Genomic DNA, 24,344 nt, shown 5'->3' with positions numbered 1-24,344 from the left:
ATAGATCAGCGGTGCGTTTTGCGCTTTTGTAAGCTATATAATTCGCGTATTAACTTACGGCAACCTTGCATGCATTCTTCCACCACAGGCTCGATGGGATCGGGCAGGGGGTGGGTGAACAGCGTTGAAAGGGCCTGCATCAGTACACGCTCTTGTTCCAACAGCTCATTGATTAATACCTGACTATCATTGCCCACAAAGCTTTTTAAACGGCTCCATAGCCATAAAAAGTCGTCACGCTCTACGTCAGCATCCCGGGGCAGCATTTTTAAGTGCGCACGGGCTAACTCTTGAAGTTTACGCATCTGTTTTAACCGCTCTGTGTAGTGCGGTTTCAGTGCGTCACGCAGCGTGGGTCGCAGGCGTTCAATATTGTCCTGGAAATAATCAATGCTATCGGCCAGCGCTTCCAGCACGCTGTCCATCGCCACTTGGCGATTGTCGAGAAACATGAGCGTCTACCTCCTTCGGTGACGCAGATTGTGGGGGTGGCAGCGCTAATTTGCCACCCCTAAAGCGGATTATTTTTGCATTCAGCCTTAGCCTTTAGGCTTGGGTGGTGCTTTACGCACTGGCATGGCATTTTTTTCGATATGTTCGATGATCATACCAGCAATATCTTTACCGGTTGCATTCTCAATACCTTGTAACCCAGGCGATGAGTTTACCTCCATAATCACCGGCCCATGGTTAGAGCGCAGTAAGTCGACACCTGCAACGCGGAGCCCCATGGCTTTTGCCGCTCGAATAGCAGTTGAGCGCTCTTCCGGTGTAATTCGAATGACGCTGGCGGTGCCACCACGGTGCAAGTTCGAGCGAAACTCTCCTTCGGCAGCCTGACGCTTCATGGAGGCGACCACTTTATCGCCAATCACCAGGCAGCGTATATCAGCACCACGAGCTTCTTTTATGTACTCCTGCACCATAATATTGGTCTTCATGCCCATAAAGGCTTGAATAACCGACTCAGCTGCTTGGTTAGTTTCGGCAAGTACAACACCGATACCTTGTGTACCTTCCAGCAGCTTGATCACTAACGGTGCTCCTTTGACCATGGTGATAAGGTCAGGAATATCGTCAGGAGAGTGGGCGAAACCCGTGATTGGCAAGCCCAGTCCTTTCCGAGAGAGAAGCTGTAACGAGCGCAGCTTATCCCGCGAACGAGTGATGGCAACAGAGTCGTTTATGACGTAGGTGCCCATCATTTCAAATTGACGCAGTACGGCGCAGCCATAAAATGTAACCGATGCCCCAATACGTGGGATGACAGCATCGAAGGGCTCAATTTCAGCGCCCTTGTAATGAATCGACGGATGGTGGGAGGCGATGCTCATATAGCAGCGCAGCGTGTCTACCACGCGAGCGGTGTGCCCACGCTGCTCGGCGGCCTCAATAAGGCGACGAGTAGAGTATAGATTGCGATTGCGCGAAAGCAGGGCAATATGCATGCAGGGCTCCGGGGCCAAAAAAAGTGGCTAATAAGTTAGTTTAAGGCTCGCCGTGCAAAAATGCAGCTCCAGGCGCTATAAGCAAGCGCCGCATAGCGCGGCGCCCAAGCAGCATGGGGTGGCGCATATTGCTACGGTCAGTCAGGGTTAGTTCAACCGGAAAATTAAGTTCACCCAATTGCATCGGGGTGCGAATAACATAGCGCCACTCACTGTGCCCATTAGAACTGGTAACGCGCCGCCTGTCGTGCAAATGGAGCTGATAGCGGTGAGCAGGCGTTTGTGGGCCGCCACTGTGGGTAATAAAACTGACCCACAGTTGCCCATCTTCATCTTCATGGGTGTCAATCTCTTCTGCATGCAAAGCAGAGGTGCGCGCGCCAGTATCGGCTTTGCAGCAAAGGTGAAGCCCTAATTCAGGTAACGTCACCATTTCACGGCGGCCGATGACTGCTTTGGCCTGATAGGGTAATTCCTTCACGGCTTACTCCTGGCAAATATATCCATACAATGAAACAAGCAAAATAGCGAAACAAATCAATTAATCGCTAAGCGTTGCACGAAAGAGGGCTTACTTTCTAGCTTGGGACATTATTGCACTTAGTCGCTGCTGTATAGCAGAGCCTGGCGGTGCGTCACGTAGTGTCAGCATAACGGGTAGGCGAAGTCTGGGAATCAGTGCAAGGTCACGTACCACCGCATTAAAATTGGTACGTTTGTCTTCTGCCAAACGCTGTAGAAAAAGCGGCAAACGATCAGCGTCTTCTAACAGTAACCACCCGCGGCCCGCGATGGCGGCGACAATGTCTGGGCCGCAAGCAGCAGGGTCATCTAATAGGCTTGAATACCATTCACCAACACTCGCTGACGGTGTGCTGCCCACGGCGCGAACACAGGCGCACAGGGTTTCCATATCGGCATCGCTGGCTGCCTGTTCACCTCGCGCCCGCAGTGCACTTACCAGTGGCTCTGCAAGCGGCCTATGCTCCAGGCAATAGCACAGCGAGTGAGCGACATTAGTAGGCAAGTGGGGCAGACGTAGCGCTAGCGCTTCTGATGTCTGTAGATCAAGGCGCACCACGTAATCAGCGATGCCCTGTAATCCCAAAGCTTGCCAGTCAATAGTCTGCTGACCGCTAAGATATGCTTCTACAGGCTCTAGGTGTTGACTAGCGGCTAGCCTTAATGCATGGGTGGCTTGAGCATTAAGCATTGCCTGAAAGGTAACATCAGGCGAAAAAGCGAGCGGATTATCCTTCATTAGATGATCCACGTCTGCAGTTTCTGTCTGTCCCAGCGGTTTATTTTCCACTTGCGCAACATTTCGCCCAAGGGTTTCGAGCAAGCGATTAATAAAACCGTCCCGCTGAGCGGGCGAGAGCATGCCCTGTTCGTCTAGCGGCAGCGCTAAAAACCAAATGGCTGGTTCAGGCATGTCACCCATACGAAATACTACGCCAAGTCGTGCCTGTTGCTGCCAGGGCTCTGGCCAAGCAATTTCACCACTTTCGAATGTACGCAGCGTTTCTCGTGGGCAAGCTGTCACCCGCCGCCCCATATGGTAAAGGGAAACGTCTGCGCCGCTACGTGTAAAAAACTCATCAAGTGTCTGGATTGGTTGCATGACATCCTTCCGCATTTCAAGCCTGCACTCTACCTTGCTGATGTGCCACTGTCAGCCGCAAACGCTGATTAATCCGTGCTTTATTGTCAAAGTGGTTAAAAATTGCACAACATGGTGTAACCCGCATGAGAGTAACAGTAGCGACATCTTTCCATAGTTTATCCACAGCCTCTTGCAGGTTTTCTGTGAATCTGTGAATAACGCACAAATACCGCTAGGCGGTTGGCAACTTACCCACTGTGCTGGGATAATAGTGGCTTACTGATCTAAATGAAAAAGGTGTGTATGAGCGTCCATCAACAGCTTCAAACCGCGCTTCTTGAGCTTGAAGCCACTATGAAGGCCGCTAACTTATGGCGTATGCCAACGCCTGAGGTTTCTGCATTTGATAGCCAGCAACCCTTCTGTATCGACACTATGTCGCTGCCCCAGTGGATTCGTTTTGTCTTTATCGCTCGACTAAATGCACTGATTGATGCCCAGGCCGCTATGCCTGCCAAGTGCGATGTAGCACCGGCAGTGGCTGCTTACCTAATGCAGGAAAAGGTTCGTGCTAGTGACCAGCTATTGGTCGTTCGAGCCGTCGAAAGGATTGATCAGCTTGTTTCTGATAACTAGATCACGATAATGCCCTGCCGTTCCTAGCATGATGATAGCTTCAGCAAAGACAATGCCCAGCACCGCAAGCAGCGGTACTGGGCATTTTTCATGTGATTACACGGCCTGCAAGCCGTTTTCACAGGGGGAGTGGTATTAGAAGCGGTAGCTTAAGCCTGCCATAACCACCATGGGATCAATCTCCACCGTGCCGGCAGCAGCACCGTTAACGGTCGCGTCAGTATCGATATCGATGTACCACGCTGCTGCGTTAAGTGCCCAGTTCTCATCAATAAGCAAATCGATACCCACTTGGGCAGCGGCGCCCCAAGAGTCGTCCAGCTCCAACTCTCCAATAGCGAGCTCTTCATCAGAGAAAATGGTGTAGTTAATACCTGCGCCGACATAAGGCTGTACGCGCGCCTCAGTGCCACCTAATGGGTAGTACTGGAGCGTCAGCGTGGGGGGAAGGTGTTTGGTAGAGGCGAGATTGTCACCGTTCAGCGCAATGTCGTGCTTAAACGGGAGGGCCGCCAATAACTCGATGCCCATCTTGTCATGAAAGCGATAGCCTAAAGTAAACGCGAAATCGGTTTTATCCTGAACATCAACCGCGAACGCGCCGCCAGCTAATGAACCGTTGTCGTTTTTCGGTTCAACTTTTGCAACACCTACACGAGTGAAGAAATCACCAGCGCCGTAAGCTAGAACTTGGCTGCTTGCCATCAATGTGGCTGCTGCAAGTCCAGTGGCAAGCAGTGTTGAAAGAGAGTTATGGCGCATAGCATCGCTCCTGACCATTAATGTGAGTCTTTACAGTGAGTGGTTAACGTGAACCGTCGTTCGATATGATTGCGAACCGTGTAGAGAGTGTATCGGGTAGAAGAGGGTAGGTTATTGACCTGGGGCAAAGAGTGGAGCCCGTCGTTAATTAATGGGCTTATAAAAGAGGCTATCTGAACTGAAAAAGACCTTCCCGCGGAACGGGAAGGTCTTAATGATCAACTGATTCTTTGACTAGTTCAATTCACGCATTCATGTTGAGTGCGAGATTGACGCTCGTCTAGCGATCAATATGCTGATATTCACCAGAATCGGTAGTCATGTTGCTCACCACTAGGATGGCAATGAAGGACGCGATGAAGCCAGGAATGATCTCGTACACACCAGGGCCACCCATGAACTCACCGTTCCAGCCCAGTGAGATCCAGATCATAACGGTAAGAGCACCTACCACCATGCCTGCGATCGCACCATTGCCATTCGTACGTGGCCACATTAGCGACAGAATGATCAACGGCCCAAACGCCGCACCGAAGCCTGCCCAAGCATTACTGACCAGCCCCAGTACCTGAGAATTTTCGTCAGATGCAATGACAGCGGCCACAATGCCCACCAGGACCACGCAGACACGGCCTACGGCGACACACTGCACCTCAGTTGCGTTTTTGTGTAGGAACAGACGATAGAAATCTTCAGTCAGTGATGAAGATGCCACTAGAAGCTGGCTGGAAACGGTACTCATAACCGCAGCCAGTAGCGCCGCGTAGAGGAAGCCGGTAATCAACGGATGGAACAGCAGATTCGCCAGGATAATAAATATTGTTTCCGGGTCCTGGACATCTAGGCCATTGCGGATTGCATAGGCCCGACCAAAGATACCCAGAGAAACGGCACCAATCAGGGAGATAAGCATCCAGCCCATACCAATGTTGCGGGCAATAGGTACATCCTTGAGCGTCCGAATAGCCATGAAGCGCACGATAATGTGCGGCTGTCCGAAATAACCCAGACCCCAGGTAACCGCAGAAAGCCACCCGATAAAGGTTAGCCCCGATGTCCAGGATAGCAGGGTAGGGTCGACCTCATTCAGCGTCTGTGAGGCTTGGGAAAAGCCGCCGCCACCTTCACCAAAGAGTACCACCGCTGGCATGATCACCAGTGCCAGCATCATGATGCAGCCTTGCACGAAATCGGTCATGCTCACAGCCAGGAAACCGCCAACAACAGTGTAAATAAGCACCACGCCCAGGGTGATCATGACACCCATGGCGTAGTTGCTCATGTCGCCGAAGTTGTAAATGCCGGAAAACGCACTTTCAAACAACTTACCGCCAGCCACTAAGCCTGATGCCGTGTAGACCGCAAAAAAGATCACGATGACAATAGCGGAGACTGTCCGCAGTGACATTGACCGCGTTGGGAAGCGGTTTGCCAGGAAAGCCGGAATGGTAATCGCATTGCCATAGTGAACGGTCTGTTCACGCAGGCGCGGAGCAACCAGAATCCAGTTGAATAACGCCCCTACAAGCAAGCCAATGCCGATCCAGGCTGACCCCAAGCCAGATACAAACATTGCGCCGGGTAAACCTAGCAGCAACCATCCGCTCATATCCGAAGCACCCGCCGATAGGGCTGCCACTTTCGGGCTGAGGGTACGGCCACCCAGCATGTAATCTTCGGATGAAGAGGTAGATTTGCGCATCGCATAAATACCAATGCCGACCATGAGCGCAAAGTACGCAATGAGACTGATCCAAACACCTATAGCCATGTAACTTCTCCAATTATTCAGGACGGAGCAAGCTCCGACAGGTTAGCGCGCTTTCCGTTAAGGAGACGCCAGTGCTGGCCGTCTCCCTAGAGCTCGTTGCTTATCTACGTTCAGTGGCGCAATGAGCCGTCGATAAAGCTAGCGGGCCTATTCGGCCGTTGCCAACAGACTGGCGTTGCCGCCCGCTGCGGTCGTATCGATGCACAGATGGCGTTCCACCACATAGCGGTCTGGTGAAATAGTCTGGGTCTCGAGCGGTACGATGGCACCGTCGCGCTTGGCGAGTGCAAGCCGCAGTTCATAGGTCCAGTCACTTTTGCCTGCCGCGGCTACCGCTGCAATATCTTTAACTTCGCTCAGCGTCTCGGCTGTGATGCTTCCATCGAGTCCAACCACCGGCGCTCCAGCATCGATCAGCGGCTGAACGGCTTGAACTGCACCTGGCGCGATCACGATTGCCGAGCAGCCCGCGCCAAGCGCCTGTACTGCTTGGGCAGCGGCGATATCCAGCGTTGGCCCAAGGCAGAGAACCGCTCCCTTCGGATACATCGCCAAGCGGTTGCTTTCCCCTGTGGGGCCAGGAAGTGTCTGCGGCGTCATGTCGAGGGCCGCTGTCTCATTTAGCGCTCTGCGGACCACACCTCCTTTACCGGAAAGCGACTTGCGTAGCACCTCGACCCGGTTGGGTCGCGCTGCCCAGTTACGCGCATCCAGCCCGTCTAGGGCTGATTGGAGATCACCGAGTGACACGGTTTTTCCCTCAGGCTTTTCGTGGCGTTCGGCAGCGGAAGTGCGGCGGAAGCGAGTGACATAGAGCGGGCCACCGGCCTTGGGGCCGGTGCCGGAGAGGCCTTCGCCACCGAACGGCTGAGAGCCGACAATGGCACCGATCTGGTTACGGTTAACATAAACATTGCCGACATGGATACGCTCGACGATCTGCTGCACGCGGTCGTCGATACGGGTATGCAGGCCGAAGGTCAGCCCATAACCCTTGCCGTTGATGGAGTCGACTACTTTGTCGATATCTCGCGCTTTGAAGGTGGCCACGTGTAGAACTGGGCCGAAGATTTCGCGCTCGAGATCTTCAATGCCCCCGACCTCAATCACCGCCGGGGTGACAAATGTGCCAGTTTCCGGCGCGGATAGCTTCTTCAGCACTTTGCCGGCCTTCTCGTGTACCGCCACATAGTCGCTTATCTCGGCTTGGGCGTCGGCGTCGATCACCGGTGAGACATCAGTGTCAGTATTCCAGGGGTCGCCGATGGTGAGCGAGTCCATTGCGCCATAAAGCATGTTGAGCAATCGGTCGCGAGCCTCTTCCTGCACATACAGCATCCGTAGCGCTGAACAGCGCTGGCCGGCTGATTGGAAGGAGGAAATCAGGATATCGCGCACTGCCTGCTCTGTCAGCGCTGTGGAGTCCACGATCATGGAGTTGAGCCCGCCAGTCTCGGCGATCAAGACGGCATCGGGCCCCGCGTTTTGCGCCAGAGCCTTGTGGATAATCTGTGCCACAGGGGTCGAGCCAGTGAAGCAGACACCAGCAATGCGGGGATCGCTGGTCAGTGGGCCGCCCACTGTCGGTCCGTCGCCAGGCAACAGTTGCAGCGCCGCTTCCGGCAGGCCAGCCTCACGCATCAGCTCGACGGCGCGGGCGGCGATCAGGGGCGTTTGCTCGGCGGGCTTGGCAAGTACCGCGTTGCCAGCCACTAAGGCGGCAGCGATCTGTCCAGTGGTGATGGCCAGCGGAAAGTTCCACGGGCTGATACAGACGAAGATGCCGCGGGCGCTGCCGGGTTCTTCCGCTTCCAGCCGCTCGCCTTCATTGGCGTAGTAACGCAGGAAATCTACTGCTTCGCGTACTTCGGCAATGCCATCGAACATCATCTTGCCGGCTTCGCGGGTGGTGATCACGGTCAGCTCAGCGATGTGTTCTTCGTAAAGATCGGCGGTACGACGCAGCACTTGGGCACGCTCGGCCACGGGACGCGCTGACCACTCGCGAAAACCCTCTTCAGCGGCGTCAAGAGCGGCGGCTACCTCTTCAGGAGTGGCCTCATGTACCTTGCCGATCACGCGCGAGCTGTCGGCGGGGGAGACTGCGTCGCGAGCCGGGCCCTGGGGGGCCGGGTTCCCCGCTAGCATGGGGCCTGCCGTCCAAGTCTTGTCGGCAAAGGCTTCACGCGCATCGAGCAGTGGTAGGACTGAGGCAGGCTCATTGATACGGTAGCCCTTGGAGTTCTTGCGATCGGGCGCGAATAGCTCGCCGGGCTGGCGGATTAACGGACTTGAGATGGTATCGCCAAGCTGCTGGAAACCGTCTACTGGATCCCTTGATACTTCGCTTGGGGGAATCGAACTATCCACCACTTGATTGACGAACGAAGAGTTTGCACCGTTCTCCAGCAGGCGGCGTACCAAGTAGGCTAGCAGGTCGCGGTGCGCGCCAACCGGGGCGTAGATGCGGCAATGCGTGCCTTCCGACTGTTTGACAATGTGGTGCAGCGATTCGCCCATGCCATGCAGGCGCTGAAACTCGTAGCTGTCCTTGTCGTCACCCGCCATGGCGGCTACTGCAGCGCAGGTGTGAGCGTTGTGAGTGGCGAACTGCGGATAGATGCGGTCACGCCGGTCGAGTAGCATCTGGGCGCAGGCCATGTAGCTGACATCTGTATTAACCTTGCGGGTGAAAACCGGGAAGGTTTTTACGCCCATCTCTTGGGACAGCTTGATCTCGGTATCCCAGTAGGCGCCTTTGACCAAGCGCACCATGATCTTACGGTTGAACCGCTCGGCAAGCTCGTAGAGTGTCTCGATTACCGGCGCGGCGCGGCGCCCGTAGGCTTGTACAACGACCCCGAAGCCATCCCATCCATCCAGGCTGGGGTCAGACATCAGTGCCTCGATTACGTCGAGCGACAGGTCTAACCGGTCCTGCTCTTCGGCGTCGATATTGAAACCGATATTGGCTTTGGCCGCTTGCTGCACCAGTTCCAACGCACGTGGTACTAGTTCCGCCATCACCGTGTCGCGGTGGGTGTATTCATAACGCGGATGCAGGGCTGAGAGCTTCACTGAAATGCCGGGGCTCCCACGGACGTCGCCTTTGGCCTGCTTGGCGATCGCGGTGATCGCCTTGGCATAAGCCTCGTGATAGCGGACGGCATCTTCGTCTGTGCGCGCCGCCTCGCCCAGCATGTCGTAGGAGTAGGTGTAGCCTTGCTTCTCAAGTTCGCGGGCATTCTTCATGCCCTCTTCGATGGTCTGACCGAGTACGAATTGACGGCCAAGAATCTTCATCGACTGACCAACGGCCTTACGTACCACCGGCTCGCCCATGCGGCGCACTAGGCCGCGTAGCGCCCGTGTCGGGCCTTTAGGATCTTCTTCCAGCACCTTGCCGGTCAGCAACAGCGCCCAGGTCGAGGCGTTAACCATCGATGAGGATGATTTGCCCAGGTGTGCGCCCCAATCGGACGGCTCGATTTTATCGTGAATCAGGTCGTCGATGGTTTCCGCATCAGGCACGCGTAGCAGAGCTTCTGCAAGGCACATCAGACCGACGCCCTCGGTGGTAGAGAGTCCGTACTCAGCGAGGAACGCCTCCATCATCGAGGGTGATCTTTCCTTGCGCACACGCTCCACGTAGTTGGCACCGACGGCAGCTACCTTGCGGCGATCGTCTTCTGACAGCTTGATACGCTCGATCAGTTCATGCAGCACCGCTGCTTCATCGGCGTCATAGTTGGTGCGGATGCGCGAGCGTAGATCACTCACGTCGCTATGCAAATGAAGATTGGCTTTGTTCATAATGGGTCTCTCCTCGCTAGTCGACACGTAGCGTTGATGTGTCGGCTTAGATGTCGTCTTTCCATGGCCTTGAAAGGCCACTTCCTGGGGTGGCCTTTCGTCATGGGCGATGAATATCGGATGACATAGTGGGTTATATAGTTGATGACAGTGCGTACTGCTTATGAACGATCAATATGCTGATATTCACCAGAATCGGTAGTCATGCTACTCACCACCAGGATGGCAATGAAGGAAGCAATGAAGCCAGGAATGATCTCGTACACGCCAGGGCCTCCCATAAACTCACCGTTCCAACCCAGTGAGATCCAGATCATGACGGTGGCAGCACCCACCACCATGCCTGCGATGGCACCATTGCCATTCGTACGCGACCACATCAGTGACAGAATAATTAGCGGGCCAAACGCCGCGCCGAAGCCAGCCCAGGCGTTACTTACCAGCCCTAGAACCTGAGAGTTTTCGTCAGACGCAATGAGCGCTGCTGCTAAGCCAACCAGTACGACACAGACTCGGCCGACGCGTACACACTCTTTGTCCGTTGCCTCTTTACGCAGGAACAAGCGATAGAAGTCCTCAGTCAGAGATGACGACGACACCAGAAGTTGGCTGGAAATAGTACTCATGATCGCAGCTAAGAGAGCCGCATAGAGAAAACCAGTGATCAGCGGGTGGAACAGCAGCTCCGCCAGGATAATAAAGATCGTTTCCGGATCTTGAACATCCAACCCATTACGGATTGCATAGGCTCGGCCGAATATGCCTAGCGAGACCGCGCCAATCAGAGAGATAAGCATCCAGCCCATGCCAATGTTACGGGCAGTAGGGACTTCCTTCAGCGTCCGGATGGCCATGAAGCGCACAATGATATGCGGCTGTCCGAAATAGCCCAGGCCCCAGGTAACGGCAGAGAGCCAGCCGATAAAGGTCAGCCCTGACGTCCAGGATAGCAATGTGGGATCGACTTCATTCAGGGTCTGTGACGCCTGGGAGAACCCGCCGCCGCCTTCACCAAAGAGCACAACTACCGGCATGATCACCAGTGCCAACATCATGATGCAGCCTTGCACGAAGTCCGTCATGCTCACGGCTAGGAAACCGCCAACAACGGTGTAAATAAGCACTACGCCTAGGGTAATGATGACCCCCATGGCGTAGTTGCTCATGTCACCAATATTGAAAATGCCGGAGAATGCGCTTTCAAACAGCTTGCCACCTGCCACTAGGCCTGACGCTGTGTAAACCGCAAAGAAGATAACGATAACGATGGCGGACACCGTGCGCAGGGAAAGCGCACGTGTTGGGAACCGGTTTGCCAGGAAGGCCGGGATGGTAATCGCATTGCCGTAGTGAACTGTCTGTTCACGAAGGCGAGGGGCAACTAGGGTCCAGTTGAAGAACGCACCCACTAGTAGGCCAATACCGATCCAGGCTGACCCCAAGCCGGATACAAACATTGCGCCGGGCAACCCCAGTAGCAACCAGCCGCTCATGTCCGAAGCACCAGCCGACAGGGCCGCCACCTGTGGGCTGAGGCCTCGTCCACCCAGCATGTAATCTTCGGATGAAGACGTCGCTTTGCGCATGGCATAAACGCCGATGGCGATCATGAGCGCAAAATATGCAATAAGACTGACCCAAACACCGATAGCCATAAGAACTCCTTCATTACATTAGGCCGGACGTAGCGCCGACAGGTTTGTGCGCTTACCAAAAGAATCTAGTAATGACGCAGCCTTGTTGTTGTTAAGCGTTGCTGTTAACCCCTTTTCCTCTTCATGTAACTGGCCCCAATGAGAGCCTACCCAGAATCTCGTTACTCATCGCCGAGCGCCAGAAGCGACGCGTTGCCACCTAAAGCGGCGGTGTTATTGGTAATCGTTTTTTCAGTCACAAAGCGCTGTAGGTAGTTCGGGCCACCCGCTTTGGGGCCAGTGCCAGAGAGGCCTTGCCCACCGAAGGGTTGAACGCCAACCACTGCGCCGATGATGTTACGATTGATATACACGTTGCCCACTCGCATTTTCTGCGCTATTTCAGCGGCAAATGACTCATTGCGGCTGTGCACCCCAAAGGTTAGGCCATATCCGCGACCATTAATGTCATTGATCACGCGGTCAAGGTCGCGAGCCTTGTAACGAACAATGTGCAATATAGGGCCAAACTGCTCTCGGGTAAGCGAGTCAATGCTGTCGATGATAAAGGCGGCGGGTGCAACGAAGGTGCCGTTTTGAGTATGCTCAACTGCCATCGGTGTTTCCGCGACTAAACGGTTTTCGCCCTTCAGCTTTTCAATATGCGCCACTAGGCCTTTACGTGCGTCTTCATCAATAACCGGACCCACGTCGGTGCCTAAATCTCGTGGGTCACCAATACGCAACTCGTTCATGGCGCCTTTGAGAATTTCAATGACGCGGTCGGCAACATCGTCTTGTAGATAAAGCACCCGTAGCGCGGAACAGCGCTGACCGGCACTTTGGAACGCAGACTGAATCACATCCACGACTACCTGTTCAGGCAGAGCAGTCGAGTCGACAATCATGGCGTTCATGCCGCCTGTTTCAGCAATTAGTGTCGGCAGTGGTGCGTTTTCCCGGGCCGCGAGTGCACGGTTGATTATCTGCGCCGTGTCAGTGCCGCCGGTAAATACAACACCCGTAACGCGTGGGTCAGAGGTTAAGACGCTACCCACTGTTGGGCCGTCGCCAGGTAGCAACTGAACCACATCACGTGGCATGCCCGCTTCATAGAGCAGCTCAATAACGCGGTGGGCAACAATCGAGGTTTGCTCAGCGGGTTTGGCTAGTACGGTGTTGCCGGCAACGGCGGCGGCAACAATTTGGCCGCAGAAAATAGCCACCGGGAAGTTCCAAGGGCTAATAGCTGCAAATACGCCCTTACCACTCATCATCAAGCGGTTAGACTCACCGGTAGGGCCTGGCAGCTCAATTGGCTGACCAAACGCTTCTTCGGCACGCATAGCGTAATAGCGACAGAAGTCGACGGCTTCTTTGATTTCATCGACACCGTCGGTGAGCAATTTGCCACCTTCACGCGAACAGAGCGTCATCAGCTCTGGCATGTGTTCTTCCATCAGGTCGGCCAGGCGGCGCAGGATATCAGCGCGCTCGGTTACCGGGGTCGTTTCCCAGCGTGGGAACGCTTGCCAAGCTGCATCGAGTGCTTTGGTGGCTTGCTCCTTGCTGGTCCACTGAACGCTGCCTACAGTTTTGCGACGGTCGAAAGGCGAGGTGACTGTGTGGGTGTTCGCGGTATCATCCGCAACATCAAAGGCCAACAGCGGCTTCGCTGGGTACTGCTTATCCATAAACATGCCCATCTTTTCCATTAACGGATCGAAGTGGCTACGGATATTAAGATTAACCCCACGCGAGTTGCGGCGTTTTGGCCCATAGATATCTTTCGGCAGCGGAATGCGCTTATTGGCGAACGTTTTCTGCTGATGCAGCGTTTCAATAGGGTGTTGGCACAATGATTCTACGGGGACTTCCGGATCAACAATTTGATGGACGAAAGAGGAGTTAGCACCATTTTCAAGTAGGCGACGTACCAAGTAGGGCAGCAGGTCTTTATGAGCACCAACGGGGGCGTAAATTCGACAGTAAGTCCCGTTTGGTGCGCGTGTCAGCGCTGCGTCATAAAGGGCTTCGCCCATGCCATGTAAACGCTGGAATTCAAACGGACGGCTATCGTGGTTGGCTAGCTCAAGTATGGTCGTGACAGTGTGGGCATTGTGTGTCGCGAACTGAGGGAAAATACGTCCACGAGTATCGTTGGATAGCAGGAACTGCGCGCACGCCAAGTAAGCCACGTCCGTACACGCTTTACGGGTAAATACGGGATAGCCATCAACACCAAGTTGTTGGGACTCCTTGATTTCGCTATCCCAGTAAGCGCCCTTCACTAAACGCAGCGGAATTTCGTCGCCTTGCTGTTCGGCCAGACGGTTAATGTAGTGCAGTACCGGTAAGGCGCGTTTCGAATATGCCTGAACGACGAGGCCAAAGTGTCCCCATCCTTTCACTGCGTCGCTTTCATATATTGCGCGGAAAACATCGAGAGACAGCTCTAATCGATCAACTTCTTCAGCATCGATAGTTACCGCCACGTCAAGCTCACGGGCTTTAGTGACTAACTTAATAACCGTGTCGACTAGCTCGGCAAGCACCTGCTCGCGGCGACCAAACTCATAGCGTGGATGCAGTGCAGACAGCTTGATGGAGACCGAAGGCGCAGGGGTTTTATCGCCCAGGGATTGACAGGCTTTGCCGACCTGCTCAATTGCGCGTGCGTAGTCATCATAGTAGCGCTTGGCGTCAGCACGGGTGCGTGCTGCCTCGCCCAGCATATCGTAGGAGTAGGTGTAGCCTTTGTTGAAGAGCGGTTTAGAGCGCTTTAGTGCTTCATTAATATCGCGTCCCAAAACGAACTGTTTGCCCATGATTTTCATCGCTTCCATCATGGCGCGACGAATTACGGGTTCACCCACTTTATTAACCATGCGGTTAATAAAGTGGGCAGGTTGACCCTCTTTGGGGTGATCGAGCTTCAATACATGCCCGGTCATCAGTAGGCCCCAAGTAGAAGCGTTTACCATCCATGATTCGCTTTTACCTAAGTGGGACTGCCAATCTGCGGGGCCAAGCCTATCTTCAATCAACGCATCGGCGGTCGCTTTATCGGGGATGCGCAGCATGGCTTCTGCCAAGCACATCAGCATTAAGCCTTCATGGGTGTCCAGGCTGTATTGCTGCAGCAGTTCGTCAATCGTATCGACAGCCGTATCCATTTTGCGCACATCACGCACTAGCGCTGCGGTATTCGATTCAATCCGTGCGAAATCGTCACTGTCAGCATTGAGAACCTTGATTAGCTCACCGACGAAGGCGTCCTCATCTACAAGATAGTGATCACTAATACGCTGCATAAGCGTATCAAGATCGGTTTGCCAGATGGCAGGGTCACGCATTTTCTTGGCATTGAGCATTGAGAGCCCCATAAGTCTGAACAGAAAGCGAAAAGCTGAATCAAATAACCGAAATAAAGAGACAGTAGGGCATCGTGCCCAAGATAACGGACGAATGTAGAGCGAGCTGCCATTAGGTGTATGTCGTTTTCATGGCAAAACGTGTCAATTTCTCGGTAAGAAACGCTTTTTAAGACTTTAGTTTAGTTTCAAAATGGCTGCCAACACGCAAAATTGCGCGGTATGTGACCAAGCTAACTTCTTCATAACTAGCGAGATGAGAGTGCACCAGCCCTAATACTTGCTCCTGATGGGGACGCGGTGGGTGCTAATGGCGTTGAATAAGACGTTGAAGGCGTCGCTGAATCGAGCGGTGGATTCGCTACCCCCACTCCTTGGCGTAACTGGCGGGGTGATAAGCCATAACTACGCCGAAAAGCATGAGAAAGAGCGCTCTGGTTAGCAAAACCTGTTTGAATGGCAATATCGGTGAGAGGTAAACGGCTTTGTAATACAAGCTGCCGAGCCGCATGCAGGCGTTGGCGTCGCACATACTGCCAAGGTGATAGGCCCGTTTGAACGCGAAAGCGCTCTGAAAAGTGCGCTTCACTAAGACACGCTAGCTTCGCCAAATCAGCCACTCTTAACTCATCGGCCAAGTGGAGGCGAATAAACCGATCAATTTGGTCTAGATTGAGACGCCGCTGTGATGTGCTCTCTGATGCCCCCAGGCGAGCTTTTAACGAACCTAACAGTGTGGCGGCAAGCCGATCTTGTTGAAAGGACATTGCCGACGTGTCAAATCCTTGGACAAGTTCGCTTTCAACGAAAGCAAGGTAATGCCGCAATGGATTGTCGAGTGCAAAAAAACGCGGCGCATCAAATAACGCTACCAACTCGCGGTGTTCACCCGTTAAGGCTGGAGCATCTTCAGGCAGATCTAGAATCAGTTGGCGATTGTAGCCGTTACCTGAATAGAAGTGTTCGTGATTCGCGGGAACAATGCAGCCTGAAAATGCGTTTACGCGACCACCGAGGCCTTCAATTTCAAATTCTGAAGAACCACACAGCGTAATGACTATTTGGTGAAAGTCGTGCGAGTGATGTTTTGTGGCGCTTTCTAAAGGGATTTGACGAATAGTACTCGGCATGGGGTCTCCTCGGCACTGCTGGCCTGTTACCGCTGGCGCAGCGCTGTATGTGCCGCTAAATGATCACGTAATGCTTTCAGTTCCGCGTAACCCTCCTGGTTAAGTAACGGCTTGCTTCGAGCAATTTGCCAATGGCGCCCGTAGGTGTCCATTAAATGCGATGCGCGACGGCGCACACTATCTAGATACTCATCGTGGCGAATGGGGTAACCAATGATGGCATTCCATTCCGTTTCACTGATGTTGCTTTCCAGCGCCTTGTCGAACAAATCGATTAGGTCGTTAGGCTCAGTACGGTAGCGTGGCGTACCCACGGTCATCAATATCAGTACTACGGCACCTATTACCAGCAAACAGACGCCAAACACCAATAGGTACAGCGCCATACTAAACTCCCTGCAAAATCAGCATCAGACTTCGTTTAACAATGATTGACAGTATACGCTTGCTGCTCCCCAAGACGAAAATTTTGCTGTTTTGCGAACTTTTCCTGTTCAGGGTGTCAGAGTGTGTACAGGCAACATCGCGATAGCAGTCGTTAATAGTGTTGTTCTGGCTATTGTTTTCGATCCCTTGCTTCCGCTGCTTATCAAGCAGCGGTTTTTTTTGCTTTTAAATCGGTCGCATCTCTGAAGATGAACGATTGCATGTGTGGTTGATGGCCGATGGCTAGTGGCGGCGAATGGTCAGCAGTGCCATTAAGATATCGCGGCGCGTGACAATCCCGACTAAGCGTTGTTGTTCGACGACGGGATAAATCTTAGGTTTCGCTCCGAGCATTTCCTGTGCTAAATCGGTGATGCTTTTATTGGGCGTTGTTGTGAGCACGTCTTGGCGCATTAACTCGCGTACCAGCGGCGCTTCATCATCGTGATAGATGCTGTCCAATACGCGGCCCATCACATCCTGCTCAGATATAAAACCAATCAACCGATCAGACGCATCTACTACTGGGGCGCCTGGTAAACGGTGCAATGCCAAACCTTGAGCCAAATTAGTGATAGAGGTTTGGCCAGTGACACGGTAGCAGTCCCGTGACATGACATCGCGTACGGTATCGGGGGTTTTTTTATTCATGTTGACACTCCTTGACGTAATACGCGCAGCTTCACTCTGCAGGAGAATAGAGCAATAACCGCTTGCTGCATGAAAGCCATGAATCACAAGATCTATAATTCATTAATGTAGAAGATTTAACTCGCCCTGCGTTGTCCTTATTATTGATACATTCAACGCTTTGCTTCATTTCAGACGCTGTAAGGAGTCATTATGGACGCACGTGAATACCTCAATCGCAAAGGCGTTGGCTTAGAACGAGACCCTGAACGGCCTAATACATTAGAAGAGAAAGCGTGGGAACGAGCTCGCGGGGCAGGCAGTCAACGTCCAAAATCCGGTACGCCACATGATTGGGAAGATTGGGAGCGTCATCACGATGATTTGGCAGACGGCGCGGAAACGTTAGAGCAGAAAATTGACAAAGAAGCTCATCAAAACGCGCTTGCTAAAGAGAAGCAGCAAGCAGAACAAGCGCAGTCAGCGGTAGAGCATTTTACGCCTCCAGTGCAAACAAATGAGGCCACCAACACGCTGAAACAACAAGCCTCTTCACCCATGGTTTCAGGGGAAGTGTCGGTGCCGTCTCAACCTACTTCGCTACTGTTTGCCTATCGTGCGTTAGCCATTTTGCTACCACCTTTGGCCGTTGGGTTAACAGCAGGTGGGCCAAAACGTATTGCCATTAGTGTTGTTTTGACGTTACTGGGTTGGATTCCTGGTGTGGTACATGCGTTTACATGGTTAAAAAAGCACTAAGCTAACGATTCCTCGTCTGTCCCATTGGCAGTTGTTGTTAAGCGCGTATAATCCCTGTCAACTTTTCTTTTTTATGGGGTTTACGATGGGTTATCTTGTTGGCGTAACGGCGTTGTGGGCGTTCTCCTTCTCGTTGATTGGCGTGTACCTGGCAGGTCAAGTAGATAGCTACTTTGCAGTGCTTGTCAGGGTAACTCTCGCCATGCTGGTTTTTCTGCCGTTTTTACGCCCCAGCTTGCTACGTGGCAAACAGCGCTTAGCGTTGATGGCATTGGGTGCAGTACAGTTAGGTGTGATGTACACCTTCTTCTATCACTCTTTTTTACTACTATCGGTACCTGAAGTTCTGTTATTCACGATTTTTACACCGGTTTATATCGCACTCCTAGATGACCTAATGTTTAAGCGCTTCACGCCTATTTACCTAGTAACCGCAATATTGGCGGTGATCGGGGCGGGCGTTATTCGTTACGACGGCATTGATAGTGGATTTTGGCTAGGGTTTTTGGTGGTGCAGGGGGCAAATCTCTGTTTCGCGTTAGGCCAGGTAGGTTATCGTCGCCTTGCCGCTGATTTACCACCCACCTTAGCGTGGCATAACGTCTTCGGCTGGTTTTTTATTGGCGCAATGCTGGTGGCACTCCCTGCCTTTTTGCTCTTTGGTAATACAACAGCGCTGCCCAGTACGCCAGTGCAGTGGAGCGTGTTGGCATGGCTTGGGCTAGTCGCTTCTGGCGTAGGTTATTTCGCTTGGAACCAGGGAGCCACTAAGGTAGATGCCGGAACACTGGCAATAATGAACAATGCGCTAGTGCCCGCTGGCTTGGTGGTTAATCTGGTGATTTGGAACCGCGATGCGGATATCGGCAAGCTGCTGCTAGGCGCGGTTATCATGGCCGCTTCTTTGTGGCTGAACCACTGGTGGTTACAGCGCCGTCGCGCTATATCTGCCTAACTAATTTAAGCCATTGTTTTTGCCCAGAGTAGCCAGCCGCTCTGCGTTACGCTGGGCAATTTGCTCGACACCCTCATACTCTCCATAATGTGGGCTGATGCTAGCGAGAGTCGTCCATGTCTAACACCCCATCGTCAGGTTTAGCACCCTTGAGCCAGGCCAAACGCACGCAGCCTTTCAAAACGACGTCCTTTAAAACGATGCCCTTTAAAACGATAGGTCTAATCGGTCGTTTAGGCAGCGACAAAGTGGTCGATTCGCTTCAGCGGCTGGTCAGCTATTTAGTTGCCCACGACTACAGAGTTCTTGTTGAAGACCGCACGGCAACGGCACTGCCGAACCATGGATTGCCTGAAGCCAGCCGCCGCATGCTCGGCGAACTGTGCGATCTGGTCATCGTCGTGGGTGGTGATGGTAGCCTGTTGGGAGCTGCCCGTACGCTTTGCCTCAGCGGTACGTTGATGTTAGGCGTCAACCGGGGGCGGTTAGGCTTTTTAACTGATATTTCTCCCGATGAACTGGAAAGTCGCGTTGGCGAAGTGCTGGCGGGGGAGTTTGAAGTTGAAGAGCGTTTCTTGCTAGATGCTGTGCTGTATCGAAACGGCAAGGCGGTGGGGAGTGGTGTCGCGCTCAATGAAGTGGTGGTTCATCCAGGCAAAGCGGTACGCATGATTGAATTTGAGCTGTTTATTGATGGGCAGTTTGTTTATAGCCAACGTAGCGATGGACTGATTATTGCCACGCCTACGGGCTCAACCGCCTATGCACTTTCTGGAGGCGGACCGATCATGCATCCCAAGCTTGATGTGGTGACATTAGTGCCCATGTTTCCTCACACGCTTTCAAGTCGTCCTATCGTAATTGACGCAGCCAGTGAGATCCGTGTTCACATTGGTGAGACTAATCAAACCTATCCCCATATCAGTTGCGACGGACAAACCCGTGCAGTGGCTAAACCTGACGATGTGCTCGTCATTCAACGTAAACCGGAACGCGTTCAGCTAGTGCATCCTATTGGGCATAACTTCTATGAAGTGTTGCGCAGTAAACTCGGCTGGAGCCATCGGCTAGGGGACTAACATGGAGGGCTACGATTTAATCGGTGATGTACATGGGTGTGGTGCAACGCTCGCAGCGTTACTAGAACGGCTTGGTTATCATCAGCGAGGTGGTGTGTACCGACACCCACGCCGAAAGGTGATCTTTTTAGGCGATTTAATCGATCGCGGCCCCCGTATTCGTTTGGCCGTTACGATCGCGCGCCGAATGGTAGAGGAGGGCGAAGCGCATATTGTCATGGGTAATCATGAATACAATGCGCTAGCCTATACGCACCCTGCACCCCCTGGCAGCAAGAAGCGCTGGCTGCGCGAACATACGCCGCGTCATAACCGCATTATTGAAGATACGCTAGCTCAGTACCGCGATTATACCAATGAGTGGGAAGACACCTTGGCGTGGTTTAAGACTATTCCGCTATGTCTGGAGCTGGACGGGATACGCGTAGTGCATGCCTGCTGGGATGAAGAGCTGATTCAACAGCTTAAGCAACGTGCCCCCAACGCCTGTATGGACAACCGCTTTTTGGTTGAGTCCACTGACCCCTCAACTCAAGCCTTTCGTATACTTGATCGTTTAACACGCGGCCCACATATACCGTTACCAGAGGGCATTGCCATACACTCAGGTGATGGTTTCACCAGACAGAGTTTTCGTGCTCACTTTTGGTCAGCTAACCCTCAGCAGTGGGGGGATGTGGTATTTCAGCCAGATAACCTTCCTGGTGATTTAGAGACCAGAACGCTTACTGACACTGAGCGTCAGCGCCTTAGTTATTACGGGCCTGAGCAGCCACCGCTGTTTATCGGCCATTACTGGTGTGAGGGTATTCCCGCCCTACCAGCACGCAACATTGCCTGCCTGGATTATAGTGCGGTGAAATTTGGCCGTTTAGTCGCCTATCGCTGGAGCGGAGAAACGCGGCTGAATGCGGATCATTTTGTGTGGATACAGGTGCCAAAAGAGGAGCGTGCGCTGCCTAAACCGTGGGAAATTGATTTTGATTAACAGCGATATTTTTTAGCTTTACATATGGTTACATATTTTTTTCAAAATAGCTGAACTAACGGTGTTGCCGGTTATCAGAGTAAGTGTTCCCTTGAATGATCCCTTGCTTTTTTATCCGGCGGCCCCCTCCGCCGGATTTTTTTCGTCTATCCGTTGGTGACGCGGCGTGTCGTCGCGCTAATACTTATTGGTTGAAAGGAACCTGCCATGCATCCAGTAATGCTTTTACCCACGGGCGCGGACACAAAAGAACTGCGAAAGGCGCTATGGCACTACCGCATTGGTCACCGTATTACCGATGAAACAGATGGCCAACTGCTGTGGGTTGCCGACCCGCGCCAGCATGATGACATGAAATCGTTGGTTAGCCGTTGGGAGCGAGGTGAGCCACTGATTACTAATGCTACACGACCTAGTCGCCAGCTCGGGGGGCGCCACTTGGTAGCAATGTTACGCCAAGTGCCTGTTACAGCACTGATGATTGGTATTAGCCTGTTTATTTTTGCGCTAACTGGGGTATTCGGTGACCTGCTGATTGTAGGGCTCACTATCGTACCTGTGGGGGTTTCAGGTGGGCAGCTAGTATATGGCAACCTCAGTGACACGATAATGTCTGGCCAGGTATGGCGCTTACTGTCGCCTGCGTTTTTACACTTTGGCTGGATGCATTTGATCTTCAACCTGATGTGGGTGTGGTACTTCGGGCGTCAAATTGAGCAGCTTCAGGGTAGTCGTACCATGCTGCTACTGCTAATGGTTGCCGGTATTGGCGCTAACCTTGCGCAATATGTCACTGGCACGGTGCTGTTTGGCGGTATGTCTGGCGTGGTTTACGCCTTGCTGGCTCATGTGTGGCTGATGTCCTATCGTGCTCCGAAAAGCGGATTTTTCGTCCCCCAGATGCTAGTCGTCTTCATGCTGGGCTGGATGGTATTCACCATGACTGATATTGCCGGTAGCGTGGGTTTTGGCAACGTAGCGAATGAAGCGCACTTGGGTGGGCTGCTCGTGGGGCTGGTCACAGGCTGGTATTATTCATCCAAACGAAGCAAACATTAAAGGTGCCTACGATGAGTGACATGACCTTCGATAAAATGATTAACCAAATGACGCCTGCCATTTACGAAAGCCTTAAACAGGCGGTTGCGTTGCGGAAATGGCCCGATGGCCGATATTTAACGCCAGAGCAGACCGAGCTATGTCTGGAAGCTGTGATGCGTTTTGAGATGGAAAATAACGTTCCTGAAGAGAACCGCGTCGGTTATCTGGAACGGCGTACCTGCGGTGCTGGCGCGACCGGTGCCGGTGTTTCCCCTGAAATGGCAGGCCTTGCTCGGGATGCCACGCGTGACTGATGAACTGTTTGCTTCAACAGCACCCTCAGTGCAAGGGTGTTTGCAAAAAATGGCCGCTGACTTACCTAGCCGCCAAGATGATCAGGTGGTGTATCACCTTCGTGCGGGCGAACACCGGATGCCACTGAATGAGCGTATCGGCTCGCCGATGCGCCTTGCCTGGAGTGGTGCGATTGCCTGTACCCACTGCGGTCGTGCAACCAAAAAAAGTTTTGCCCAAGGCTACTGTTACCCCTGCTTTAAGCGACTAGCCCAGTGTGATACCTGTATTATGAAACCCGAGACCTGCCACTATCATCAGGGCACCTGTCGGGAGCCTGAATGGGGTGAAAAACACTGCTTCCAACCGCATATCGTTTACTTAGCGAACTCATCAGGCTTGAAGGTGGGCATCACCCGTAAAACTCAAATGCCCACCCGATGGCTAGACCAAGGAGCCATTCAGGCGCTGCCTATTCTTGAAGTAAATACCCGACAACAGTCCGGGTTTGTTGAAATGCTCTTTAAAGAGCAAGTGGCCGACCGAACTAACTGGCGTGCCATGCTAAAAGGTGAGGTGGAGCCACTGGACTTATGCGCTGAGCGCGACCGTCTTTTCAACCTGTTAGCCAGTGGGTTAGGGCAGCTACGTGACGTGCACGGTGCGGATGCCATTCGTACGCTGGATGAAACGCCGTTGGACTTTCATTATCCCGTCGCGACCTTTCCGAGCAAGGTGACGTCCCATAACTTTGATAAGCAGCCGCTGATTGAAGGCATTCTTCAAGGCGTAAAAGGGCAGTACCTAATCTTTGATACTGGGGTCATTAATCTACGAAAGTTCACCGGTTATGAAATCGCTGTGGGGTGAATCTCGCTATATCTCCTAACGGTTCTCTTAACTGATCACAACTGCTTATCTTAGCTATCCTGCCTAGCCAGAGTCGCTTTCGTTAACTAAGGTTACTAGGGTTGAGCCCATTTTGCCTTACGCAACGCAAGGAAGCTTCGATGCCATGGCTAAAACTGCTGCACATCGCCGCGCTGGTCATCTGGTGCGGCGCACTTCTGTATTTGCCCGCGCTGCTTTTGCATTCGCTTCAGCTGCGTAAAGACGCTGGATTCGCGCAAGGCACGCCACCCATACCGCGATTTTTTTATAACTCGATTGCAACGCCTGCTGCATTGGTTGCCATCGCGTCCGGCACACTGCTGTTCCTGTTGCACGGTCTTCTCGGTGGGTGGTTAATCCTTAAGCTGGGTGCCGTGGTGCTAATGGTGGCTGCCCACGGCTGCTTCGGCTGGCTGATTTTGCGGCTGGAAATGGGTATTTTCAAAGGCGTAAAGGCCGCCAGCCTGTGTGCCTTAATACTCGCGTTAACGGGTATGTTTGGTGTGCTTGGGTTTGTGCTCTCCAAACCGCTGGCGTGGAGCTAACGCGATGACGATTATTACCTTCATTGTCGCCACTATGCCGCTAGGACGACTCCTCAACCTCGACGCCGACAGCATGTTCGTATACCAATTGGCCGCCCAGCCAGCCGGTCAGTGCAATCAGACCGCCAGTAACCAGAGAAATGGCCAGCCCCCAGGGCAGTACCGCGCTAGGTTCATTAAATCGCAGCAGCCAGTTAAGCGATGCCAGCGACAACATGACGACTGCCACAATGGCGTGGCTCCAGCCAGTGATCAGGCGCCGGATACGCGCCACGGTGACCAAGTCGATAATGCCTGCCACCGAAGCGATCCAGCCGCCAAACGCGCCTACTCCTGCCAGCCACAAGCCGCTGCGCAGCCAGAAGGGGTCTTGGGTATACCAGTAGGCCAGGTCGCTGGCGACCAGAGCCATCAGCGCGGCCACAGGAAAGTGAATCATTACTGGATGAAGCGGGTGGCCAGCCAGCGAAGCGCGGCTTTTTATCGAACGTCGGGGCGTATGTGTCATGGTCACTTCCTGTGTGTAGACAAAGTAAATGGGTAGACAAAGCGAAACAGTCGC

The 24,344-nt window shown here is 53.1% G+C and carries 22 protein-coding genes; 9 read left to right on the top strand and 13 right to left on the bottom strand.

Features of this window, described 5'->3' with window-relative positions; translation table 11 throughout:
* Window positions 1–5: 5 nt before the first annotated feature.
* The 4 genes from L1X57_RS17755 to L1X57_RS17740 all read right to left on the bottom strand — a co-directional run bounded on the left by L1X57_RS17755 (window position 6) and on the right by L1X57_RS17740 (window position 3,072).
* Entirely contained in the window at window positions 6–452 is a 447-nt protein-coding gene (locus L1X57_RS17755) for a hypothetical protein (protein ID WP_009724954.1), read from the bottom strand.
* A gap of 87 nt (window positions 453–539) precedes the next feature.
* Entirely contained in the window at window positions 540–1,448 is a 909-nt protein-coding gene (gene rimK, locus L1X57_RS17750) for a 30S ribosomal protein S6--L-glutamate ligase (protein WP_009724955.1), read from the bottom strand.
* Window positions 1,449–1,488: 40 nt separating this feature from the next.
* On the bottom strand, window positions 1,489–1,929 hold the full coding sequence (locus L1X57_RS17745) for an ATP-dependent zinc protease family protein (protein ID WP_009724956.1): 441 nt from the start codon (window positions 1,927–1,929) through the stop codon (window positions 1,489–1,491).
* A gap of 90 nt (window positions 1,930–2,019) precedes the next feature.
* Window positions 2,020–3,072, bottom strand: coding sequence for a DUF3549 family protein (locus L1X57_RS17740; RefSeq protein WP_009724957.1), 1,053 nt, complete (start codon window positions 3,070–3,072; stop codon window positions 2,020–2,022).
* A gap of 285 nt (window positions 3,073–3,357) precedes the next feature.
* Between L1X57_RS17740 and L1X57_RS17735 the strand changes: the two genes are divergently transcribed.
* Window positions 3,358–3,690, top strand: coding sequence for a YqcC family protein (locus L1X57_RS17735; RefSeq protein ID WP_009724958.1), 333 nt, complete (start codon window positions 3,358–3,360; stop codon window positions 3,688–3,690).
* Window positions 3,691–3,825: 135 nt separating this feature from the next.
* On the opposite strand, the gene L1X57_RS17730 is transcribed toward L1X57_RS17735, so the two are convergent.
* The 8 genes from L1X57_RS17730 to L1X57_RS17695 form a co-directional block, all read right to left on the bottom strand.
* Window positions 3,826–4,452 (bottom strand): OmpW/AlkL family protein, encoded by a 627-nt coding sequence (locus L1X57_RS17730; RefSeq protein WP_009724959.1) that lies wholly within the window; start codon window positions 4,450–4,452, stop codon window positions 3,826–3,828.
* 280 nt (window positions 4,453–4,732) lie between these two features.
* Entirely contained in the window at window positions 4,733–6,223 is a 1,491-nt protein-coding gene (putP, locus tag L1X57_RS17725; RefSeq protein ID WP_009724960.1) for a sodium/proline symporter PutP, read from the bottom strand.
* A 147-nt stretch (window positions 6,224–6,370) separates the two neighbouring features.
* Window positions 6,371–10,036: a bifunctional proline dehydrogenase/L-glutamate gamma-semialdehyde dehydrogenase PutA gene (putA, locus tag L1X57_RS17720; protein WP_009724961.1), complete on the bottom strand. Its 3,666-nt coding sequence runs from the start codon at window positions 10,034–10,036 to the stop codon at window positions 6,371–6,373.
* A 161-nt stretch (window positions 10,037–10,197) separates the two neighbouring features.
* Window positions 10,198–11,691, bottom strand: a complete 1,494-nt coding sequence (gene putP, locus L1X57_RS17715) for a sodium/proline symporter PutP (RefSeq protein WP_009724962.1) — start codon at window positions 11,689–11,691, stop codon at window positions 10,198–10,200.
* 161 nt (window positions 11,692–11,852) lie between these two features.
* On the bottom strand, window positions 11,853–15,044 hold the full coding sequence (putA, locus tag L1X57_RS17710) for a bifunctional proline dehydrogenase/L-glutamate gamma-semialdehyde dehydrogenase PutA (protein ID WP_009724963.1): 3,192 nt from the start codon (window positions 15,042–15,044) through the stop codon (window positions 11,853–11,855).
* 248 nt (window positions 15,045–15,292) lie between these two features.
* Window positions 15,293–16,174: an AraC family transcriptional regulator gene (locus L1X57_RS17705; protein WP_009724964.1), complete on the bottom strand. Its 882-nt coding sequence runs from the start codon at window positions 16,172–16,174 to the stop codon at window positions 15,293–15,295.
* Window positions 16,175–16,200: 26 nt separating this feature from the next.
* Window positions 16,201–16,560 carry a hypothetical protein gene (locus L1X57_RS17700; RefSeq protein ID WP_009724965.1) on the bottom strand — a complete coding sequence of 120 codons (360 nt, stop codon included), beginning with the start codon at window positions 16,558–16,560 and terminating at the stop codon, window positions 16,201–16,203.
* 283 nt (window positions 16,561–16,843) lie between these two features.
* Window positions 16,844–17,251 (bottom strand): CBS domain-containing protein, encoded by a 408-nt coding sequence (locus tag L1X57_RS17695; protein WP_009724966.1) that lies wholly within the window; start codon window positions 17,249–17,251, stop codon window positions 16,844–16,846.
* Window positions 17,252–17,443: 192 nt separating this feature from the next.
* Here L1X57_RS17695 and L1X57_RS17690 point away from each other — a divergent pair, with 192 nt between their 5' ends.
* The 8 genes from L1X57_RS17690 (at window position 17,444) to L1X57_RS17655 (ending at window position 23,782) form a co-directional block, all read left to right on the top strand.
* Complete coding sequence (locus L1X57_RS17690) at window positions 17,444–17,989, top strand: YqaE/Pmp3 family membrane protein (RefSeq protein ID WP_009724967.1); 546 nt, start codon at window positions 17,444–17,446, stop codon at window positions 17,987–17,989.
* 85 nt (window positions 17,990–18,074) lie between these two features.
* On the top strand, window positions 18,075–18,944 hold the full coding sequence (locus L1X57_RS17685) for a carboxylate/amino acid/amine transporter (RefSeq protein ID WP_009724968.1): 870 nt from the start codon (window positions 18,075–18,077) through the stop codon (window positions 18,942–18,944).
* 200 nt (window positions 18,945–19,144) lie between these two features.
* Window positions 19,145–20,023, top strand: coding sequence for an NAD(+) kinase (locus L1X57_RS17680; RefSeq protein WP_143759807.1), 879 nt, complete (start codon window positions 19,145–19,147; stop codon window positions 20,021–20,023).
* Between the two features lies 1 nt (window position 20,024).
* Window positions 20,025–21,011 (top strand): metallophosphoesterase, encoded by a 987-nt coding sequence (locus tag L1X57_RS17675; RefSeq protein ID WP_009724970.1) that lies wholly within the window; start codon window positions 20,025–20,027, stop codon window positions 21,009–21,011.
* A gap of 207 nt (window positions 21,012–21,218) precedes the next feature.
* Complete coding sequence (locus L1X57_RS17670; RefSeq protein ID WP_009724971.1) at window positions 21,219–22,070, top strand: rhomboid family intramembrane serine protease; 852 nt, start codon at window positions 21,219–21,221, stop codon at window positions 22,068–22,070.
* Window positions 22,071–22,081: 11 nt separating this feature from the next.
* Window positions 22,082–22,366, top strand: coding sequence for a YeaC family protein (locus L1X57_RS17665; protein ID WP_009724972.1), 285 nt, complete (start codon window positions 22,082–22,084; stop codon window positions 22,364–22,366).
* The gene (locus L1X57_RS17660; protein WP_039869930.1) at window positions 22,350–23,216 is read left to right on the top strand and encodes a DUF2797 domain-containing protein; all 867 of its coding nucleotides are present in this window, start codon (window positions 22,350–22,352) and stop codon (window positions 23,214–23,216) included. The genes L1X57_RS17665 and L1X57_RS17660 overlap by 17 nt, the downstream gene beginning before the upstream one ends.
* A 140-nt stretch (window positions 23,217–23,356) precedes the next feature.
* Window positions 23,357–23,782, top strand: coding sequence for a CopD family protein (locus tag L1X57_RS17655; RefSeq protein ID WP_009724974.1), 426 nt, complete (start codon window positions 23,357–23,359; stop codon window positions 23,780–23,782).
* A 40-nt stretch (window positions 23,783–23,822) separates the two neighbouring features.
* Here L1X57_RS17655 and L1X57_RS17650 read toward each other — a convergent pair whose 3' ends face one another.
* Window positions 23,823–24,290, bottom strand: a complete 468-nt coding sequence (locus L1X57_RS17650) for a DUF2231 domain-containing protein (protein WP_009724975.1) — start codon at window positions 24,288–24,290, stop codon at window positions 23,823–23,825.
* Window positions 24,291–24,344: the final 54 nt, after the last annotated feature.

The organism is Halomonas sp. TD01, from assembly GCF_923868895.1.
GTDB lineage: Bacteria > Pseudomonadota > Gammaproteobacteria > Pseudomonadales > Halomonadaceae > Vreelandella.
Note: the sequence above shows the minus strand (reverse complement) of the source record. Positions and strands in the feature narration are given on the sequence as shown.

Bases quoted from the DNA above. Each gene is read 5' to 3' on its own strand.
- L1X57_RS17755 (WP_009724954.1), bottom strand. From the start codon at position 452: ATGTTTCTCGACAATCGCCAAGTGGCGATGGACAGCGTGCTGGAAGCG.
- rimK (WP_009724955.1), bottom strand. From the start codon at position 1,448: ATGCATATTGCCCTGCTTTCGCGCAATCGCAATCTATACTCTACTCGT.
- L1X57_RS17740 (WP_009724957.1), bottom strand. From the start codon at position 3,072: ATGCAACCAATCCAGACACTTGATGAGTTTTTTACACGTAGCGGCGCA.
- L1X57_RS17735 (WP_009724958.1), top strand. From the start codon at position 3,358: ATGAGCGTCCATCAACAGCTTCAAACCGCGCTTCTTGAGCTTGAAGCC.
- L1X57_RS17730 (WP_009724959.1), bottom strand. From the start codon at position 4,452: ATGCGCCATAACTCTCTTTCAACACTGCTTGCCACTGGACTTGCAGCA.
- putP (WP_009724960.1), bottom strand. From the start codon at position 6,223: ATGGCTATAGGTGTTTGGATCAGTCTCATTGCGTACTTTGCGCTCATG.
- putA (WP_009724961.1), bottom strand. From the start codon at position 10,036: ATGAACAAAGCCAATCTTCATTTGCATAGCGACGTGAGTGATCTACGC.
- putP (WP_009724962.1), bottom strand. From the start codon at position 11,691: ATGGCTATCGGTGTTTGGGTCAGTCTTATTGCATATTTTGCGCTCATG.
- putA (WP_009724963.1), bottom strand. From the start codon at position 15,044: ATGCTCAATGCCAAGAAAATGCGTGACCCTGCCATCTGGCAAACCGAT.
- L1X57_RS17705 (WP_009724964.1), bottom strand. From the start codon at position 16,174: ATGCCGAGTACTATTCGTCAAATCCCTTTAGAAAGCGCCACAAAACAT.
- L1X57_RS17700 (WP_009724965.1), bottom strand. From the start codon at position 16,560: ATGGCGCTGTACCTATTGGTGTTTGGCGTCTGTTTGCTGGTAATAGGT.
- L1X57_RS17695 (WP_009724966.1), bottom strand. From the start codon at position 17,251: ATGAATAAAAAAACCCCCGATACCGTACGCGATGTCATGTCACGGGAC.
- L1X57_RS17690 (WP_009724967.1), top strand. From the start codon at position 17,444: ATGGACGCACGTGAATACCTCAATCGCAAAGGCGTTGGCTTAGAACGA.
- L1X57_RS17685 (WP_009724968.1), top strand. From the start codon at position 18,075: ATGGGTTATCTTGTTGGCGTAACGGCGTTGTGGGCGTTCTCCTTCTCG.
- L1X57_RS17680 (WP_143759807.1), top strand. From the start codon at position 19,145: ATGCCCTTTAAAACGATAGGTCTAATCGGTCGTTTAGGCAGCGACAAA.
- L1X57_RS17675 (WP_009724970.1), top strand. From the start codon at position 20,025: ATGGAGGGCTACGATTTAATCGGTGATGTACATGGGTGTGGTGCAACG.
- L1X57_RS17670 (WP_009724971.1), top strand. From the start codon at position 21,219: ATGCATCCAGTAATGCTTTTACCCACGGGCGCGGACACAAAAGAACTG.
- L1X57_RS17665 (WP_009724972.1), top strand. From the start codon at position 22,082: ATGAGTGACATGACCTTCGATAAAATGATTAACCAAATGACGCCTGCC.
- L1X57_RS17660 (WP_039869930.1), top strand. From the start codon at position 22,350: ATGCCACGCGTGACTGATGAACTGTTTGCTTCAACAGCACCCTCAGTG.
- L1X57_RS17655 (WP_009724974.1), top strand. From the start codon at position 23,357: ATGCCATGGCTAAAACTGCTGCACATCGCCGCGCTGGTCATCTGGTGC.
- L1X57_RS17650 (WP_009724975.1), bottom strand. From the start codon at position 24,290: ATGACACATACGCCCCGACGTTCGATAAAAAGCCGCGCTTCGCTGGCT.